12 protein-coding genes and 4 tRNA genes are annotated in these 17,089 nt (G+C 61.5%); 4 read left to right on the plus strand and 12 right to left on the minus strand.

Annotated features, from left to right (window positions below; genetic code table 11):
* Positions 1 to 151: 151 nt before the first annotated feature.
* From HA399_RS12215 to HA399_RS12260, 10 genes are all read right to left on the minus strand, one after another.
* Positions 152 to 1,966, minus strand: coding sequence for a SurA N-terminal domain-containing protein (locus tag HA399_RS12215; RefSeq protein WP_215823237.1), 1,815 nt, complete (start codon positions 1,964 to 1,966; stop codon positions 152 to 154).
* Positions 1,967 to 2,243: 277 nt separating this feature from the next.
* Complete coding sequence (locus HA399_RS12220) at positions 2,244 to 2,516, minus strand: HU family DNA-binding protein (RefSeq protein ID WP_043331296.1); 273 nt, start codon at positions 2,514 to 2,516, stop codon at positions 2,244 to 2,246.
* A 177-nt stretch (positions 2,517 to 2,693) separates the two neighbouring features.
* Positions 2,694 to 5,102: an endopeptidase La gene (lon, locus tag HA399_RS12225; protein ID WP_404325124.1), complete on the minus strand. Its 2,409-nt coding sequence runs from the start codon at positions 5,100 to 5,102 to the stop codon at positions 2,694 to 2,696.
* 232 nt (positions 5,103 to 5,334) lie between these two features.
* Positions 5,335 to 6,624, minus strand: a complete 1,290-nt coding sequence (clpX, locus tag HA399_RS12230; RefSeq protein ID WP_043331299.1) for an ATP-dependent Clp protease ATP-binding subunit ClpX — start codon at positions 6,622 to 6,624, stop codon at positions 5,335 to 5,337.
* A gap of 84 nt (positions 6,625 to 6,708) precedes the next feature.
* Complete coding sequence (gene clpP / locus HA399_RS12235; protein ID WP_043331300.1) at positions 6,709 to 7,329, minus strand: ATP-dependent Clp endopeptidase proteolytic subunit ClpP; 621 nt, start codon at positions 7,327 to 7,329, stop codon at positions 6,709 to 6,711.
* Between the two features lie 122 nt (positions 7,330 to 7,451).
* The gene (gene tig, locus HA399_RS12240; protein ID WP_043331301.1) at positions 7,452 to 8,804 is read right to left on the minus strand and encodes a trigger factor; all 1,353 of its coding nucleotides are present in this window, start codon (positions 8,802 to 8,804) and stop codon (positions 7,452 to 7,454) included.
* 316 nt (positions 8,805 to 9,120) lie between these two features.
* Positions 9,121 to 9,195, minus strand: a tRNA-His gene (locus HA399_RS12245).
* 68 nt (positions 9,196 to 9,263) lie between these two features.
* A tRNA-His gene (locus HA399_RS12250) sits at positions 9,264 to 9,338 on the minus strand.
* A 93-nt stretch (positions 9,339 to 9,431) separates the two neighbouring features.
* Positions 9,432 to 9,508 (minus strand) — tRNA-Arg (locus HA399_RS12255).
* Positions 9,509 to 9,594: 86 nt separating this feature from the next.
* A tRNA-Pro gene (locus HA399_RS12260) sits at positions 9,595 to 9,671 on the minus strand.
* Positions 9,672 to 10,291: 620 nt separating this feature from the next.
* Between HA399_RS12260 and folD the strand changes: the two genes are divergently transcribed.
* Positions 10,292 to 11,161, plus strand: coding sequence for a bifunctional methylenetetrahydrofolate dehydrogenase/methenyltetrahydrofolate cyclohydrolase FolD (gene folD, locus HA399_RS12265; protein WP_054555494.1), 870 nt, complete (start codon positions 10,292 to 10,294; stop codon positions 11,159 to 11,161).
* Positions 11,162 to 11,246: 85 nt separating this feature from the next.
* Positions 11,247 to 11,957 (plus strand): 5'-methylthioadenosine/S-adenosylhomocysteine nucleosidase, encoded by a 711-nt coding sequence (gene mtnN, locus HA399_RS12270; RefSeq protein WP_054555495.1) that lies wholly within the window; start codon positions 11,247 to 11,249, stop codon positions 11,955 to 11,957.
* 119 nt (positions 11,958 to 12,076) lie between these two features.
* Here mtnN and cysS read toward each other — a convergent pair whose 3' ends face one another.
* Together cysS and HA399_RS12280 are read right to left on the minus strand one after the other, a co-directional pair.
* Positions 12,077 to 13,459 (minus strand): cysteine--tRNA ligase, encoded by a 1,383-nt coding sequence (gene cysS, locus HA399_RS12275; protein ID WP_404326975.1) that lies wholly within the window; start codon positions 13,457 to 13,459, stop codon positions 12,077 to 12,079.
* 202 nt (positions 13,460 to 13,661) lie between these two features.
* Entirely contained in the window at positions 13,662 to 15,341 is a 1,680-nt protein-coding gene (locus HA399_RS12280) for a glutamine--tRNA ligase/YqeY domain fusion protein (protein ID WP_043331306.1), read from the minus strand.
* A 238-nt stretch (positions 15,342 to 15,579) separates the two neighbouring features.
* Between HA399_RS12280 and HA399_RS12285 the strand changes: the two genes are divergently transcribed.
* Both HA399_RS12285 and HA399_RS12290 read left to right on the plus strand, forming a co-directional pair.
* Positions 15,580 to 16,074: a peptidylprolyl isomerase gene (locus HA399_RS12285; protein WP_043331309.1), complete on the plus strand. Its 495-nt coding sequence runs from the start codon at positions 15,580 to 15,582 to the stop codon at positions 16,072 to 16,074.
* Between the two features lie 152 nt (positions 16,075 to 16,226).
* Positions 16,227 to 17,000: a UDP-2,3-diacylglucosamine diphosphatase gene (locus tag HA399_RS12290; protein WP_054555497.1), complete on the plus strand. Its 774-nt coding sequence runs from the start codon at positions 16,227 to 16,229 to the stop codon at positions 16,998 to 17,000.
* The last annotated feature ends 89 nt before the right edge of the window (positions 17,001 to 17,089 follow it).

The following is a 17,089-nucleotide window of genomic DNA, read 5'->3' on the forward strand; positions in this document are numbered from 1 at the left end:
TACCTGAGCCTCTGAGGCTTGAACCCAATGGCTTGAACCCAATGGCCTGAACCAATGGCTTGAACCAAAAAAAGACCGCCACCCCAAGGGGTGACGGTCTCATTGGCAGGGAAAGCTGCCCACGCCAGTTGCCTGGCTCATTTGCGCTCGATCAGTTGCGCTCGATCTCGGCACGCTCACGCAGAGATTCCTGCAGACCCGTGACAGCGGCCTGAGCACGCAGACGCGTGGCCAGACGCGAGAGGAACTGGTCCATCTCGCCCGGCTCGGCCTCGCCGATCTCGGTCAGGGCGATCAGCGCGATGCCACCACTGAGCGACGCCTTGCCGTAGACCGGCTGGCCAGCCTGCGGGTGCGCCAGCGTGAAGGCCTGCTTGACCAGACTCTGCGGCAGCTGGGTGCTGGCCTGACGGCTGACGTCATCAGCCTGCTGCCAGTCGATCCCCTCGAGTGATCCGCCCTGGCGCAGCGTCTCCAGACGCTTCTCGGCCAGTGCCTCGAGTGCCTTGGCAGTCTTGTCGGCCTTGGCTTCGCGCTGAACCTGCTGCTTGACCTCATCCAGCGCCAGCGTGGTGGCCGGGCGCTGCTCGAGGACACGCAGCACCAGACGACGGCTGTCATCCAGTTCGATGACGTCACTGTTGTAGCCCTCTTCCAGCACTTCGTCACCGAAGGCTGCCGCCATCACACCCGGCTCGGACAGCAGTTCGTCATCGTTTTCCTGCGCGACCCAGTCGGTCTTCTTCAGCGGCAGGTCCAGATCCTCGGCGACGCTGGCCAGATCATCCGCCGCGAAGCTCTCGTCCTTCAGCTGCTGCGCCTTCTCGTTGAAGGTATCGCGGGAAGCGGTCTGACGGGCTTGCGTCAGCAGCTCGTCGCGCATGTCCTCGAAGGGCGCGATGTCCAGACCGGTCACCTTGATCAGGTGCAGGCTGTCGCCGGTATCGACGATATCCGAGACCTGACCTTCATCCAGCGCGAAGGCCGCATCATCAAAGTCTTCACCGAAGATACCGCGGGTGATCACGCCAAGCTCACCGCCGTCCTCGGCCGTGGAGCTGTCTTCGGAGACCTCGGCCGCCACCTTGGCGAAGTCTTCGCCGTTGGCGAGTGCGTCACGTGCGCCCTCGAGCTTGGTTCGTGCCGCCGCATCATCGTCACCCTTCTCGACCATGATGTGCGCGATTTCCCGCGGCGCATCGGCACGCTTGGCCGCATATTCGGCCTTCAGCGTGTCTTCGCTGATATCGCCACCGCTGGCCAGCTCATTCTGGTCCAGCAGCACGTAGGCCAGCTTGACCTGTGCCGGGCGACGGTAGTTGTCCTGGTGGCTGTCATACCAGGCCTTGAGCTCGTCTTCGCTGACCGTCACCGGCGCATCGAGGTCCGCACTGCTCAGCGTGGCATAGCGGAAGGTGCGCGTCTGACGCTGCAGCTGGCTGAGCTTCTCTTCTTCGCCCGGCAGCACGAAGGCACTGGCGGCGAAGCCGTCGGTCAACTGCTGGCGCAGGGTGTCGCTGCTCAGCTGCTGGCGGAAGGAGGTGGGCGAATAGCCGGCGCTGGCCAGACGATTGCGGAACAGGTCGGCATCGAAGCGTCCCTTGTCGTCCTGGAAGTCCGGAATGCTCACGATCAGTTGATCGAGCTGCGCATCGGACATGTGCAGGCCGCCTTCCTCGGCGTATTGATCCAGCAGGCGGGAATCGATCATCTGGTTGATGATCTGATTGCGTGCTTCGCGCTCCTGTTCCGGCGCTACCTGGCCAGAACGGATGGCACGCTGGACTTCGGTTTCCACCGCCTGACGGCTGATGGTATCGCCATTGACCGTGGCCACGTCGTCACTGCTGGCAGTGAAGGCGCCAATGATCGACTCAACACCAAAGAAGGCAAAGGTGACGACAATGAAACCAACGATCGTCTTGGCCACCCAGCCATGCGACCGGTCTCGAATTCGTTGCAGCATGCAGGCCTCGAACTACAGGGATTGGAATGGCCACAAGGGCCGCGACTCAGTGACTGATGATTATACGCATGCCGCAGACAGATGCAGGTGACTTTGCACGACTGACTGACTCGCCAGGGTCATCAAACGCTTGCGCCCTGCCGACATGGCCGGTTTCAGCCACAAAAAAAGCGCATCGCCAGGCGATGCGCTTCGATGTTCTGGTGCCGGTTCGGCAGTCATCAGACCACTCCCGAACCGGTACCGCGCCACCGGGTGCCTGCGAAGCAGGCAGACCTCAGTTGACGGCGTCTTTCAGTGCCTTGCCAGCCTTGAAGCTCGGCACCTTGGCAGCACTGATCTCGATCGGAGCGCCAGTCTGCGGGTTACGGCCAGTACGTGCAGCACGTTCCTTGACAATAAAGGTGCCGAACCCGACCAGTGCCACGGTCTCACCCTTCTTCAGGCTATCAGTGACGGTGTCGACCATCGCATCGAGTGCACGGCTAGCTGCTGCTTTCGGAATATCGGCAGATGCAGCAATGGCTTCGATCAGCTCGGATTTATTCACTCTTCACCCCTTGAATTTGCAAAAATTACCAGAAATCAGCGCGAAAATTACGGGTGCTAAACGCGATCGCGACGAAGCGGAGTTTATAGCAACGCCCTCAAACGACTGTCAAGCAACCTCACGCGCAAAACCGCACCACGCCGCCGTTTCGACAGCGGCATGGCCAAAAAAATCCCGTCAATGTGTACTGATCATTGTCTGACGACCACTGGCATCGTCTGAACGAGAATCGTCCTTCTCAGCAGTAGACTTTTCTGCTAGAGCCACCTCAAGCACTTCGTCGATCCAGCGCACCGGCCGAATATCGAGTGCATCCTTGATGGTGTCCGGAACCTCCTTGAGGTCACGGCGATTTTCCTCGGGAATCAGCACAAGCTTTATACCACCGCGTCGCGCCGCCAGCAATTTCTCCTTGAGGCCACCGATCGGCATGACTTCGCCGCGCAGGTTGACCTCACCGGTCATTGCCACGTCACAGCGCACGGGGCGTCCACAGTAAGCGGATACCATCGCGGTGACCATGGCAGCGCCCGCACTGGGGCCGTCCTTGGGCGTGGCGCCTTCCGGCACGTGAATGTGCAGGTCTTCCTTCTCGAAGCGCTCAGCCTCGATACCGAAGGCCTCGGCACGCGCACGTACCACGGTGTGGGCCGCACTCACCGATTCCTTCATGACGTCGCCCAGTGACCCGGTCTTGCTGACACGTCCCTTGCCCGGCGTGACGACAGACTCGATGGTCAGCAGCTCACCGCCGACGGAGGTCCAGGCCAGGCCAGTGACACGGCCGATCTGGTCCTCGGCATCGGCAAGGCCGAAGCTGTACTTGCGCACACCCGCGTAGCGCTCGACCTGCTCGGCCTCAAGGTGCATGGAAGACAGTGCACCCTCCTTTGCCTCGGCGACCACACGCTCACGCACGATCTTGCGGCAGACCTTGGCGAGCTGGCGCTCAAGTTCACGCACACCGGCTTCACGCGAGTAGTAACGGATCAGCTCGAGCACGGAGGCTTCGCTGAAGGTCAGCTCGCCCGGCTTCAGACCATTGGCCTTGAGCTGCTTGGGCGCCAGGTAGCGCATCGCGATGGCCAGCTTCTCGTCTTCGGTGTAACCCGGCAGACGGATGATTTCCATGCGGTCGCGCAGCGGGCCCGGAATGTTCATCGAGTTGGACGTACAGATGAACAGGGTCTCGGACAGATCGTAATCAAGCTCGAGGTAGTGATCGGCGAACTTGTCGTTCTGCTCCGGGTCCAGCACCTCAAGCAGCGCCGAGGCCGGATCACCGCGGTGGTCCATGCCCAGCTTGTCGATCTCGTCGAGCAGCACCAGCGGATTCTTCACGCCTGTCTTTGCCATGCGCTGGATGATCTTGCCCGGCAGTGCCCCGATATAGGTGCGACGGTGACCGCGGATCTCGGACTCATCGCGCACGCCGCCCAGCGCCATACGGGTGTACTGACGGTTGGTGGCACGTGCGATGGACTTGCCCAGCGAGGTCTTGCCGACACCCGGCGGACCGACCAGACACAGCACCGGCCCCTTGAGCTTCTTGACGCGCTTCTGCACGGCGAGATACTCGAGGATGCGTTCCTTGACCTCATCCAGACCGTAGTGGTCCTCGTCCAGCACCTTGGCGGCGTGGTCGATGTCATGACGCACACGCGTGCGCTTCTTCCACGGCACGTCGCACAGCCAATCCAGGTAGGTGCGCACCACGGTCGCCTCGGCGGAAGTCGGCCCCATCATCTTGAGCTTGTTGAGCTCCTGAGTGGCCTTCTCCTCTGCCTCCTTCGGCATGCCGGCGTCCTTGATGCGACGCTCGTACTGCTCGACCTCGTTGGGCACGTCATCCAGCTCACCCATTTCCTTCTGGATGGCCTTCATCTGCTCATTGAGGTAGTACTCGCGCTGCGACTTCTCCATCTGCTCCTTGACGCGGGTACGAATGCGCTTCTCGACCTGCAGCAGGTCGATCTCCGCTTCGATCAGCGTCATCAGGTGCTCGATGCGGTCACGCACCTTGTCCATCTCGAGCAGCGCCTGCTTGTCATTGATGCCCAGCGACAGATGCGCGCTGATGGTGTCCACCAGACGGCTCGGGTCTTCAATGCCCTGCAGGCTGCCCAGCACCTCGTTGGGCACCTTCTTGGAAAGCTTCACATACTGCTCGAACTGGTTGAGCAGCACGCGCACCAGGGTTTCCTGCTCCCGCTCGGACAGCGGCTGGCTGTCACGCAGCGCGACGTCGGCGATGGTGTGGCCGTCGTCGTGCAGGCGAATTGCCTGGATATCGGCGCGCGAGCTGCCCTCGATCAGCACCTTGACGGTGCCATCGGGAAGCTTGAGCAGCTGCATGATGTCGGCAACGGTGCCGATGGCGAACAGGTCTTCCGCCGTCGGGTCGTCCTGGCTGGCTTCACGCTGCGCCGCAAGCAGGATCTTCTTGTCGCCTTCCATGGCCACTTCGAGGGCCTGGATCGACTTTTCCCGGCCGACGAACAGCGGAATCACCATCTGGGGATAGACCACCACATCCCGCAGCGGCAGCAGCGGAAGTGTCAGGGTCTGATCTTCGTTCTGCTCCATGGCAGACGTTCCTCGGTATTCTGTGGGTGGGCCGCCTCACACGGCACTTTGTTACTGAGACCATGGGGGCAAGGTCATGATTTTGCAATGATCCCGACACGCCTGGCGGTAACTCAACGCTGAATGAAGCCGTGCGTGACCCGCGAATGCATCACAGTAAGGATGGCTTGCGAGCGCAAACGCAACGGGGGGCCTTGCGGCCCCCCGTTGGTGCGACTCAGGCCCGGACGTTTCAGCCGTCCTTGCCGGCCACCTTGCCCTGACTCTCTTCGTTCTTGGAGTAGATCAGCAGCGGCTTGCTGTCGCCGGCAATCACCGACTCATCCACCACCACCTTGCTGACACTCTCCTCGGACGGGATGTCATACATGGTGTCGAGCAGCACGGACTCGAGGATCGAGCGCAGACCACGTGCGCCGGTACGACGCTCGATGGCCTTGCGAGCCACGGCACGCAGCGCATCTTCGCGCAGGTCCAGCTCGACATCTTCCATCTCGAACAGGCGCGAGTACTGCTTGACCAGCGAGTTCTTCGGCTCGGTCAGAATCTGCACCAGGGCATCTTCGTCCAGCTCGGTCAGTGTCGCGATGACCGGCAGGCGGCCAACGAACTCGGGGATGAGACCGAACTTGACCAGATCACCCGGCTCGACGTCTGCCAGCACGCGACCCACGGTCTTCTCGTCCTGCTTGCTCTTGACCTCGGCATTGAAGCCGATGCCGCCCTTCTCGGCGCGTTCGCGGATCACCTTGTCCAGCCCGGCGAAAGCACCGCCGACGATGAACAGGATGTTGCCGGTATTCACCTGCAGGAATTCCTGCTGAGGGTGCTTGCGACCGCCCTGCGGCGGCACCGAGGCAGTGGTGCCCTCGATCAGCTTGAGCAGTGCCTGCTGCACGCCTTCACCCGAGACATCACGCGTGATGGAGGGGTTGTCGGACTTGCGTGAGATCTTGTCGATCTCATCGATGTAGACAATGCCACGCTCGGCCTTCTCGACATCGTAATCGCATTTCTGCAGCAGCTTCTGGATGATGTTCTCGACGTCCTCACCGACATAGCCCGCTTCGGTCAGGGTGGTCGCATCCGCGATGGTGAACGGGACGTTCAACAGGCGCGCCAGCGTCTCGGCCAGCAGCGTCTTGCCGCTACCGGTCGGGCCGATGAGCAGGATGTTGGACTTGCCCAGTTCCACTTCGTCCGCGGCCTTCTGACCGGCACGCAGACGCTTGTAGTGGTTGTACACCGCCACGGACAGCACACGCTTGGCGCGGTCCTGGCCGATCACGTAATCGTCGAGAGTGGAACGAATCTCACGCGGCGCCGGCAGGCGATCATCATCACCTTCGGCGTCGGCTTCGAGGACCTCTTCGCGAATGATGTCATTGCACAGATCGACACATTCGTCGCAGATGTAGACGGAAGGTCCCGCGATCAGCTTGCGCACTTCATTCTGGTTCTTGCCACAGAAGGAGCAGTACAGCAGTTTGCCGTTCTCGTCCTTGCCTTTGCCGTCAGCCATTCGCGTACCTCTCAATGGCGGCGACTCCCCGGGGAGCCGCCGGAAATGCATGTTTGCCGACGTCAGGTCAGCCGTTTACGCGGATCACTCCACGTCGGGACGGCGTTCCAGCACGGCATCGATCAGGCCGTACTCCACTGCCTGATTGGCCGCCATGAAGTTGTCACGGTCGGTATCATTGGCAATGGTGTCGAAGTCCTGGCCAGTGTGGTGCGCGAGAATGCGATTGAGCTTCTCACGGATGGTCAGGATTTCCTTGGTGTGAATCTCGATATCCGTGGCCTGACCCTGATAGCCGCCCAGCGGCTGGTGGATCATGACGCGGGAATTCGGCAGCGCGTAGCGCTTGCCGGCGGCACCGCCTGCCAGCAGCAAGGCACCCATGCTGGCTGCCTGGCCGATGCACACGGTGGACACGTCGGGCTTGATGAACTGCATGGTGTCGTAGATCGCCATCCCTGCAGTCACGGAGCCGCCCGGCGAGTTGATGTACAGATGGATGTCCTTGTCCGGGTTTTCAGACTCGAGGAACAACAGCTGAGCCACGACCAGATTGGCCATGTAATCCTCAACCGGACCCACAAGGAAGATCACCCGTTCCTTCAGCAGGCGGGAATAGATGTCATAGGCCCGTTCGCCGCGAGCATTCTGCTCGACAACCATCGGAACCAGACCGCCAGCATTCTTGATGTCGAAGTCGTTCATGGGGGCTTCCTTCATCCGATGACATTGATATCCATTGAGCATGCCACTTTACCCCGCCCACTGACCAGAGACCCGGCCGTAGCCGGGTCCTGGTCTAGCAAGCACTAGGGGTCAACCAAGCTTCAGGCTTGCTCGCCTTCGGCTTCAGCAGCCTCTTCTTCTGCTTCTTCCTGCTGCTGTGCAGCCTGCAGGGCTTCCTGGTAGGACATGGCAACGTCCTTAACCTGAGCCTGTGCCAGCAGCTTGTCAACGGCCTTCTCTTCAAGCAGCACGGACTTGAGCTGGTTGCGAGCCTGTTCGTTGGAACCATAGTACTCGGTGACCTGAGCCGGGTCCTGGTACTGCTGAGCCATTTCTTCAACGCGAGCATTCAGCTCTTCGTCGCTGACGTCCATCTCGTTGCTGCTGACGACTTCGCTGAGCAGCAGGCCAGTCTTGACGCGCTGGACCGCCTGGTCCTGGAACAGCTCGCCCGGCAGCTGGGAGACGTCGAAGTCTTCGCCCAGACCGAACTGCTGTGCAGCCTGACGCTTCAGACCGTCGATTTCCTGGTCGGCCAGAGCCTGCGGCACGAGGATGTCGTTGGCCTTGGTCAGTTCGGCCAGCACCTGCTGCTTGACGCGATTCTCGATCGCGTTCTTCAGCTCACGCTGCATGTTCTTCTTCACTTCCACCTTGAAGCTTTCGACATCGGCAGCTTCCAGGCCGAACTGGGCGATGAACTCTTCGTTCACTTCCGGCAGTTCCTGAGCCTTGACGGCGTGGACCTTGACCTTGAAGGTCGCTTCCTGACCGGCGAGGTGCTCGGCCTGGTAGTCAGCCGGGAAGGAAACCTTGATTTCCTTGTCGTCGCCGGCAGCAGCGCCGACCAGCTGCTCTTCGAAGCCCGGGATGAAGCTGTTGGAGCCCAGCACCAGCTCGTGACCTTCTGCCTTGCCGCCTTCGAAGGCCTCTTCACCGAGGAAGCCTTCAAAGTCGATCTTGACCTGGTCGCCGTCAGCGGCAGCGCGCTCGACGTCAGTCCAGGAGGCGTTCTGCTTGCGCAGGGTCTCGATCATCTCTTCGACGTCGGCATCGGTCACTTCAGCCTGCGGACGCTCGATTTCCGCGCCTTCGATCGGCTTCAGTTCGATTTCCGGGTAGATTTCCAGAGTCGCGACGAACTCCAGATCCTTGCCGGCTTCATCGACGGTCGCGTCGATCTTCGGCCAGCCAGCCGGGTTCAGTTCGTTTTCGGTGACGGCGGTCACGTAATGCTGGCGCATGATCTCGCCAACGATTTCGTTGCGCACGTCCTTGCCGTAACGCTGTTGCACCACTGCCATCGGCACGTGGCCCTTGCGGAAGCCGTTCAGACGAACGGTCTTGGCAGTTTCCAGAAGACGGGCGTTGACGGCCTGGTCGACTTCAGAAGCCGGCACCGTGATGGTGACCGTGCGCTCGATCGGAGAAGTCGTTGCGACAGAAGCTTGCATGAAAGTTCCTCTACCCACTGGTGGCGTTCGAATCATAAAGGCGAAGATTGTAGAAACCCCGCCACGCGCTGGCAAGCGCGGATATGACCCTCTCATATGGTGCCTTGGTCCAAGTTATTCAAGGACCCCGGCCATTTTCTGCTCCACCTACCCGCCAGACAGGCACCTGGAGCGCCCGGCAACCCGGAATCGTCATGCATGGAGCAGTGCGAAAAAAACCAAAAAAAAGGAGGAGAAAGCCATTGGCCTTCTCCCCCTTTTGCGGCATGCCGCCCGCCCAAGTGGGCCAGGCAGCATCCTGATATTCATCGAGACGTGGGGTGGATGATGGGGTTCGAACCCACGACCACCGGAGTCACAATCCGGGGCTCTACCACTGAGCTACACCCACCACTTCTGGAGGTTGGACAGAAAGCCTGCCGTCTCCATCTCGTTGATACTGCTCAAGCTGACATGCAATGGGGTGGATGATGGGGTTCGAACCCACGACCACCGGAGTCACAATCCGGGGCTCTACCACTGAGCTACACCCACCACTGCATGAACATCTTCACATCGTCTGGTCGCAGTCATCAGGCTCAATGAAGAGCATTCCGACATCCACTTCGATGACAAACGTCATCTCGATGGCACGCCCAGCAGGACTCGAACCTGCAACCTACGGCTTAGAAGGCCGTTGCTCTATCCGGTTGAGCTATAGGCGCAGAAACTAATGCTGCGAGTCAACCTCCGGACAAAGCCCTGAATACTGTTCCAGAAGACCGAAGCCTTGCGATACGTTGTATTCAAGTGGTCGGGATAGAGGGATTCGAACCCCCGACATCCTGCTCCCAAAGCAGGCGCGCTACCAGACTGCGCTATATCCCGAAACCGTCTTCAACCGACCGTCGAACCCCGTCGATGCGAGGCGTATTCTACCGAACTTTCGTCTGCGGTCAAGCCCTTACGTGAATTCTTTCCAAAAGAATCGTTTGCCCCTCGCGCTGTCATGCCAATGTCATGTCGCGGGCTTTCATCCCTGCAGCCCCCCCAACATCTCTCCTTGCTGATAGAAGGCGCCACGCCTGTCATCGCTTCTGCCGCTGACGCAGTGATGACTTGCAACGGCTGAGCGCCCCCGGTGGACTGACGATCGTCCCTTCGCCTTCTGCCCCTCTGCCATTCACCCTCTCCCATCCGCCCTCTCCCATCTGCCCCAGCCTTCTCCTTACCCCGCTCTCTGCTTCACCCTTTGTCTCTCCCTTTGCTTCTACCTCTGCTGCGCCTCTACAGATGGAGCGTCAAGGCGACAACCGCATGACATGACCCCACTCTCGCCTGCCTCCTGGCGCCGTCTTCTGGCCTGTCGGGCGCCCGTGAAAGACCTGACGGCCATGACAGCTTTCGACCAAGGTCGTCATTCGGCGTTGACTGGAGGGCAAGGCATGCGAAAATTGGCCATCGTTGTCCCTCCTGCATTTATCGCCCACGAGAAGGAATGATCGCTGATGTCAGCACAACTGATAGATGGCAAGGCCATTGCCGAACGCGTACGCCAACAGGTAGGCCGTCAGGTCGATGCGCGTCGTGATGCCGGTGAACGTATTCCGGGGCTTGCCGTCGTGCTGGTCGGTGAAGACGCGGCGTCCGAGGTCTATGTCCGCAACAAGCACCTCGCCTGCGAGAAGGCTGGCATCCTCTCCACCCAGCACCGCCTGTCCGCTGACACCACTCAGCAGGAACTGGAAGCCCTGGTCGACCAGCTGAATGACGACACCAGCATCGACGGCATCCTGGTGCAGCTGCCGCTGCCGGCGCATCTCGACTCACGCCCGATTCTCGAGCGCATCCGCACCGACAAGGACGTGGACGGCTTCCACCCCTACAACCTCGGTCGTCTGGCGCAGCGCCTGCCGGTAATGCGCCCCTGCACCCCCAAGGGCATCATGACGCTGCTGTCCGAGAGCGGCCTGCAGGTGCGCGGCATGGACGCCACCATCGTGGGCGCCTCCAACATCGTCGGTCGCCCGATGTCACTGGAGCTGATGCTGGCCGGCTGCACCACCACCGTCTGCCACCGCTTCACCAAGGACCTGGAGAGCAAGGTGCGCCAGGCAGACCTCGTCGTGGTCGGCGTCGGCAAGCCGGGCCTGGTCAAGGGTGAGTGGATCAAGGAAGGCGCCATCGTCATCGATGTGGGCATCAACCGCCTCGACAACGGCTCGCTGGTCGGTGACGTGGAGTTCGCCCCGGCGGCGGAGCGCGCAGGCTGGATCACGCCGGTACCGGGCGGCGTCGGCCCGATGACCGTTGCCTCGCTGCTGGAGAACACCCTGTTCGCCGCCGAGCTGCACGATGCCCAGCTGGCCGGCAAGTAAGCACCCACCCTCTCGCTGACACCTCCCCTGGCCGCGGGGCATCGCATGTCAGGATGCCCCGCAGGCCCTGCTTCAGGATTTCACCATGCCCCTCAAGACACTTGGCATCATCGGCGCCATGGCCGAGGAAGTCGCCATCCTCGCCGAGCTGCTGGAAGACAGCACCACGACTCAACATGCCGGCTCCACCTTCCACGTCGGCCAGCTGCACGGCCTCAAGATCGTGCTGCTGCAGTCCGGCATCGGCAAGGTCAATGCCGCCGTGGGCGCCTGCCAGCTGATCGAGCGCTACCAGCCGGACGCCATCATCAACACCGGTTCCGCCGGGGGCTTCGCCTCTGATCTGGAGATCGGCGACGTGGTCATCTCCAGCGAAGTGCGTCACCACGACGTCGATGCCGTGGTGTTCGGCTACGAATACGGCCAGGTGCCGCAGATGCCGGCCGCCTACCCGTCAGACCCGGCACTGGTGAAGATCGCGCGTGAGTGCGTCGAAGCCCAGGGCGAGATCAAGGCACGTGAAGGCCTGATCTGCACCGGCGACATCTTCATGGCAGACCCGGAGCTGGTCGCGCTGACTCGCTCACGCTTCCCGGACATGCTGGCCGCCGAGATGGAAGCCGCCGCCATCGCCCAGACCTGCTTCGTCTATGAGATGCCGTTCGTGGTCATCCGTGCGCTGTCTGACATCGCCGGCAAGGACAACAACAGCCAGTCCTTCGAGGAATTCCTGCACGTCGCCGCGCGTCAGTCCTCGCGCATGGTCGAGGCCATGGTCAAGCGCCTCGCCAGCTGATCAGCCGCTGCCTGAAAGCGACCCCGCTCGACTGGCCAAAAAAAACCGCCGCCCCTCTCGGGACGGCGGTTTTTTTCGCGGTGACATTTTCGCGGCGACAATGCGTCATGCCAACGGCATCAGCCTTCCAGCACCCAGGTCGTCCCCTCGCGGGAATCCTTGAGGATGATGCCCTGAGCGGCCAGCTCGTCACGGATACGGTCAGCACCCGCGAAGTCCTTGGCCTTCTTGGCGGCAGCACGCGCCTCGATCTGCGCCTGGATCTCGTCTTCCGACAACGCCAATGCGGCAGTATCGCCCTTGAGGAAGACCGCCGGATCCTGGCCGAACAGCCCCAGCAGACCGCCCAGCGCGGTCAGTTCGAAGGCCAGCGCCGGCGCCTGCTGCGGTGCCTCCTTCTTGGCACGGTTCAGCTCGCGGGCCAGCTCGAACAGCACCGACAGCGCACCGGCCGTATTGAAGTCGTCATCCATGGCAGCCACGAAGCGTGTCCGCCAGTCGCCTGACACCTCGCCTTGTTCGGGCGTGACGTTCTCCAGCGCATTGTAGAAGCGCTCCAGCGAACGACGCGCCTCATCCAGCGAGTTGGCTTCATAGCTGATCGCACTGCGGTAGTGGCTGGCCACCAGCAGATAACGCACCACTTCCGGGTTGTGCTGCTCCAGCACATCACGAATCGTGAAGAAGTTGCCCAGCGACTTGGACATCTTGTCCTGCCCGACACGCACCGCGCCGGCGTGCATCCACACATTGGCATACTGCTGGCCAGTGGCGGCTTCGGACTGGGCAATCTCGTTCTCGTGGTGCGGGAAGGTCAGGTCCGGCCCGCCGCCGTGGATATCGAAGGTGTTGCCCAGGCAGCAGGTCGACATCGCGGAGCACTCGATATGCCAGCCGGGGCGACCCGCACCCCAGGGGGATGGCCAGCTGGCCTCGCCCGGCTTGGCGGCCTTCCACAGCACGAAGTCGAGCGGATCTTCCTTGGCCTCTTCCACTTCCACGCGCGCGCCGGACTGCATGTCATCGAGCTGACGGTTGTTGAGCTTGCCGTAGCCCTCGAAACGACGCACACGGTAGTAGACATCACCGTTGCTGGCCGCGTAGGCAAAGCCCTTGTCGATCAGCGTCTCGGTCATCGCGATGATATCGCCGATGTGCGCGGTCGCCCGTGGCTCGCGATCAGGACGCAGGATCCCCAGACGCCCCTCGTCTTCGTGCATCGCCTGGATCATGCGCTCGGTCAGCGCCTCGAAGGCTTCGCCATTCTCGTCGGCACGCTTGAGGATCTTGTCGTCGATATCGGTGATGTTGCGCACATAGGTGACGTCATAGCCACGCGCACGCAGGTAACGCGTGATGATGTCGAAGGCCACCATCACACGCGCATGGCCGATGTGACAGAGGTCATAGACCGTCACGCCACAGACGTACATGCGCACCTTGTTGCCTTCCAATGGCACGAAGGGTGCCTTGGTCCGGCTCAGGGTACTGTAGATGGACAGTGTGCTCGCGGCATCTTCGAGTGAAATCATTCAGTCATCGCCCTTGGCTACTTTGCTGACAGCACTCTGCCAGCCTTGCGAAATGGAGCGGCCCGCAGGCCGGTCATGCAGCTTCGTCATCGAAGGTACAGGATCAGCCTGCGGGCCGTGAAGCGGGTCAAAAGTCATGCCAGCAGACCTCCCGCAGGAGGCCTGGCTGCCATCACCCCTTCTTCTGGGCCTTGGCCCAACCGTCCTTCAGGCTGACGGTACGGTTGAAGACCAGCGCGCCATCGACGCAGTCATGGCGGTCGGCGACGAAGTAGCCGATACGCTCGAACTGGTAACGCGTTTCCGGTGCGGCATTGCGCAGGCTCGGCTCACCGAAGCCCTTGACGATGCTCAGCGAGTTCGGATTGAGGTGCTCAAGGAAATCGACATCCTTGTCACGGTCCGGCTCGGCTTCCAGGAACAGGTTCTCGTACTGACGCACCTCGACCGGCACCGCGTGCTCGGCGCTGACCCAGTGGATGACACCCTTGACCTTGCGGCCTTCCGGGTTCTTGCCGAGGGTATCGAGGTCGACACTGCAACGCAGCTCGACGATCTCGCCGGCCTCATCCTTGATCACTTCATCACAGCGAATGACGTAACCGTTGCGCAGACGCACTTCCTTCTCGGGCGCGAGACGGAAGAACTTCTTCGGCGCATCTTCCATGAAGTCATCGGCGTCGATCCACAGCTCACGGGTCAGCGGAATCTGGCGCGTGCCCATGTCGTCACGTGCCGGATGGCCGGGCACCTCGAAGACTTCCTCATGACCTTCCGGCAGGTTGGTCAACACCACCTTGAGCGGATTGAGCACGCACATGGCCCGCAGCGCGTTGTCTTCCAGGTCGGAACGGATGGCGTGGTGCAGCATGCCGATCTCGACCATGCCGCCATCCGCGCGGCTCACGCCGATCATGTCGCAGAACTTGCGAATGGAAGCGGCCGTGTAGCCACGACGACGCATGCCCGAGATGGTCGGCATGCGCGGGTCATCCCAGCCATCGACGACGCCTTCGTCCACCAGCAGCTTCAGCTTGCGCTTGGAGGTGACGGTGTAATCCAGGTTCAGACGCGCGAACTCGATCTGACGCGGCGTGACCGGTACCGGCAGGTTGGCCAGGAACCACTCATACAGCGGGCGATGGTCCTCGAATTCCAGCGTGCAGATGGAATGCGTCACGCCTTCCAGCGCATCGGACTGACCATGCGTGAAATCGTAGGACGGGTAGATCTTCCACTTGTCGCCGGTCTGGTGATGGCTGGCATGGCGGATACGATAGAGGATCGGATCACGCAGATTGATGTTGGGCGCCGCCATGTCGATGCGGGCACGCAGCACCTTCTCGCTCTCGCCGAATTCGCCCTTCTTCATGCGCTCGAGCAGATCGAGGTTTTCCTCGGGGCTACGCTCACGGTAAGGGCTCGGGCGACCCGGCTCCTTCAGCGTGCCACGATATTCACGAATCTCGTCCGGCGACAGGTCATCGACATAGGCCTTGCCTTCACGCACCAGGTGCTGGGCCCAGGCATAGAGCTGGTCGAAATAATCGGAAGCGAAGCGCACCTTGCCGGCCCACTCGAAGCCCAACCATTCGACGTCTTCCTTGATGGCGTCGATATAGGCCTGCTCTTCCTTGGCCGGGTTGGTGTCATCGAAGCGCAGGTGACAATCGCCACCGAGCTGCTGCGCCAGACCGAAGTTCAGACAGATCGACTTGGCGTGCCCGATATGCAGGAAGCCATTGGGCTCCGGCGGGAAACGCGTGACAACCTTATCGGCACGGCCGGCCTCGAGTTCTTCGCGGATCTGGTTAAGCACGAAGTTCGGGGCGCTCTGGGTCTCGGTACTCATGAAGTTTCGCTGCACCTCTGTGTGGTTCCTGGGCGTCGTATTGCGGGTCGTCATGTGGTTGAACGAACGTGCGCAAGGACAACAAGACGGATGATCGGGGCTGCATCCACGCGCCTGCCGCCCGCTCAGGCTTTCGTGTCTGGATGCAAAGCCGCTATTATAGCGCGACGCCCGCAGGCGATGCCATGAAGCCGCGCCTGCCTGACACTTGAGCAAGACAGATGACCGGGAAGCCCGAATGATCGTTCTTCACACCAACTACGGCGATATCACCCTCGAACTCAACCACGAGAAGGCCCCGAAGACCGCGGCCAACTTCGAGCAGTACGTGCGTGAAGGCCACTACAGCAATGTCCTTTTCCACCGCGTCATTCCGGGTTTCATGGTTCAGGGCGGTGGCTTTGACACCGACTTCAACCAGAAGCCGACCAATGGCGTGATCGAGAACGAAGCCGACAACGGCCTCAAGAACGACCGCGGCACCGTGGCCATGGCTCGCACCATGGACCCGCACTCCGCCAGCGCCCAGTTCTTCATCAACGTCAATGACAACGACTTCCTGAACTTCACCAGCAAGACCAGCCAGGGCTGGGGTTACTGCGTGTTCGGCAAGGTCGTCGAAGGCATGGACGTGGTCGAGAAGATCGAAGCGGTCAAGACCACCCGTCGCGACGGCCACGCCGACGTGCCGGCAGAAGACGTGATCATCACCAGCGCTGAAATCACCGAATAAGCGATTTCGCCTGATCACGCCGCAAGGCGTGCCTGCCGCCCGGCCTTGCCTCGTGATCGCGAGTGTCAGGCTGGGCGGTTTGCGTTATGAACTCCCACGGCAGTGCGCCCTTGCGATGCCCTGCTGACCGCCCACCTTCGCGGACCCCGACCATGAACACGACTGCCACCACCCTCTTCATCTCCGACCTGCACCTGCAACCCGACACGCCCGAGATCGCCCAGGGCTTCCTCGACTATCTGGCACGCCTGGCGACCTGCCAGCCTGCCGTCGAGCGTCTGTTCCTGCTGGGTGACATCTTCGAGGTCTGGGTCGGCGATGACTATCGCAACGACTTCACCGACAGCATGAGCGCTGCGCTCAAGCGCATCGCCGAGCGCGGCACCGCGATCTTCTTCATGCACGGCAATCGCGACTTCCTGGTCGGCGAGACCTTCGCGGCCGAGGCCGGCGTGACGCTGCTGCCCGACCCGAGCGTGATCGAGCTGGACGGCGAGCGCGTGCTGCTGATGCACGGCGACAGCATGTGCACCCGCGACGAGGCCTACATGAAGTTCCGTGCCATGACCCGCGACCCTCAGTGGCAGGCACAGATTCTGGCCATGCCGCTGGAGCAGCGTCTGGCGCTGGCCCAGTCACTGCGCATGCAGTCCGGCGAGACCAACAGCGAGAAGGACGAGGCGATCATGGACGTCACGCCCGAGGAAGTGGTGCGCGAGATGCGTGAACACGACGTGCGCACGCTGATCCATGGCCATACGCATCGCCCGGCGGTGCATGAACTCGAGATCGATGGCGAGCCGGCGCGCCGCATCGTGCTCGGCGACTGGCGCCCGACTCAGGCCTTCGACATCATCGCCCGTGGCCAGGGGCCGGAGCTGCGTGAATTTGCGCTGCCGCTGGTCGATGCAATTACCCACGGCTGATCGCTTGCACACACCAAAAAGCCCCGCTGCCGATCACGGCAGCGGGGCTTTTTTCTTACGCTCTCACAGTATCAGGCGCTTCGCTGCGC

This window comes from Cobetia sp. UIB-001 (genome assembly GCF_044789135.1).
GTDB lineage: Bacteria > Pseudomonadota > Gammaproteobacteria > Pseudomonadales > Halomonadaceae > Cobetia > Cobetia amphilecti.

Bases quoted from the DNA above. Each gene is read 5' to 3' on its own strand.
- mtnN (WP_054555495.1), top strand. From the start codon at position 11,247: ATGCCCCTCAAGACACTTGGCATCATCGGCGCCATGGCCGAGGAAGTC.
- HA399_RS12280 (WP_043331306.1), bottom strand. From the start codon at position 15,341: ATGAGTACCGAGACCCAGAGCGCCCCGAACTTCGTGCTTAACCAGATC.
- HA399_RS12215 (WP_215823237.1), bottom strand. From the start codon at position 1,966: ATGCTGCAACGAATTCGAGACCGGTCGCATGGCTGGGTGGCCAAGACG.
- clpP (WP_043331300.1), bottom strand. From the start codon at position 7,329: ATGAACGACTTCGACATCAAGAATGCTGGCGGTCTGGTTCCGATGGTT.
- HA399_RS12285 (WP_043331309.1), top strand. From the start codon at position 15,580: ATGATCGTTCTTCACACCAACTACGGCGATATCACCCTCGAACTCAAC.
- HA399_RS12290 (WP_054555497.1), top strand. From the start codon at position 16,227: ATGAACACGACTGCCACCACCCTCTTCATCTCCGACCTGCACCTGCAA.
- clpX (WP_043331299.1), bottom strand. From the start codon at position 6,624: ATGGCTGACGGCAAAGGCAAGGACGAGAACGGCAAACTGCTGTACTGC.
- tig (WP_043331301.1), bottom strand. From the start codon at position 8,804: ATGCAAGCTTCTGTCGCAACGACTTCTCCGATCGAGCGCACGGTCACC.
- lon (WP_404325124.1), bottom strand. From the start codon at position 5,102: ATGGAGCAGAACGAAGATCAGACCCTGACACTTCCGCTGCTGCCGCTG.
- folD (WP_054555494.1), top strand. From the start codon at position 10,292: ATGTCAGCACAACTGATAGATGGCAAGGCCATTGCCGAACGCGTACGC.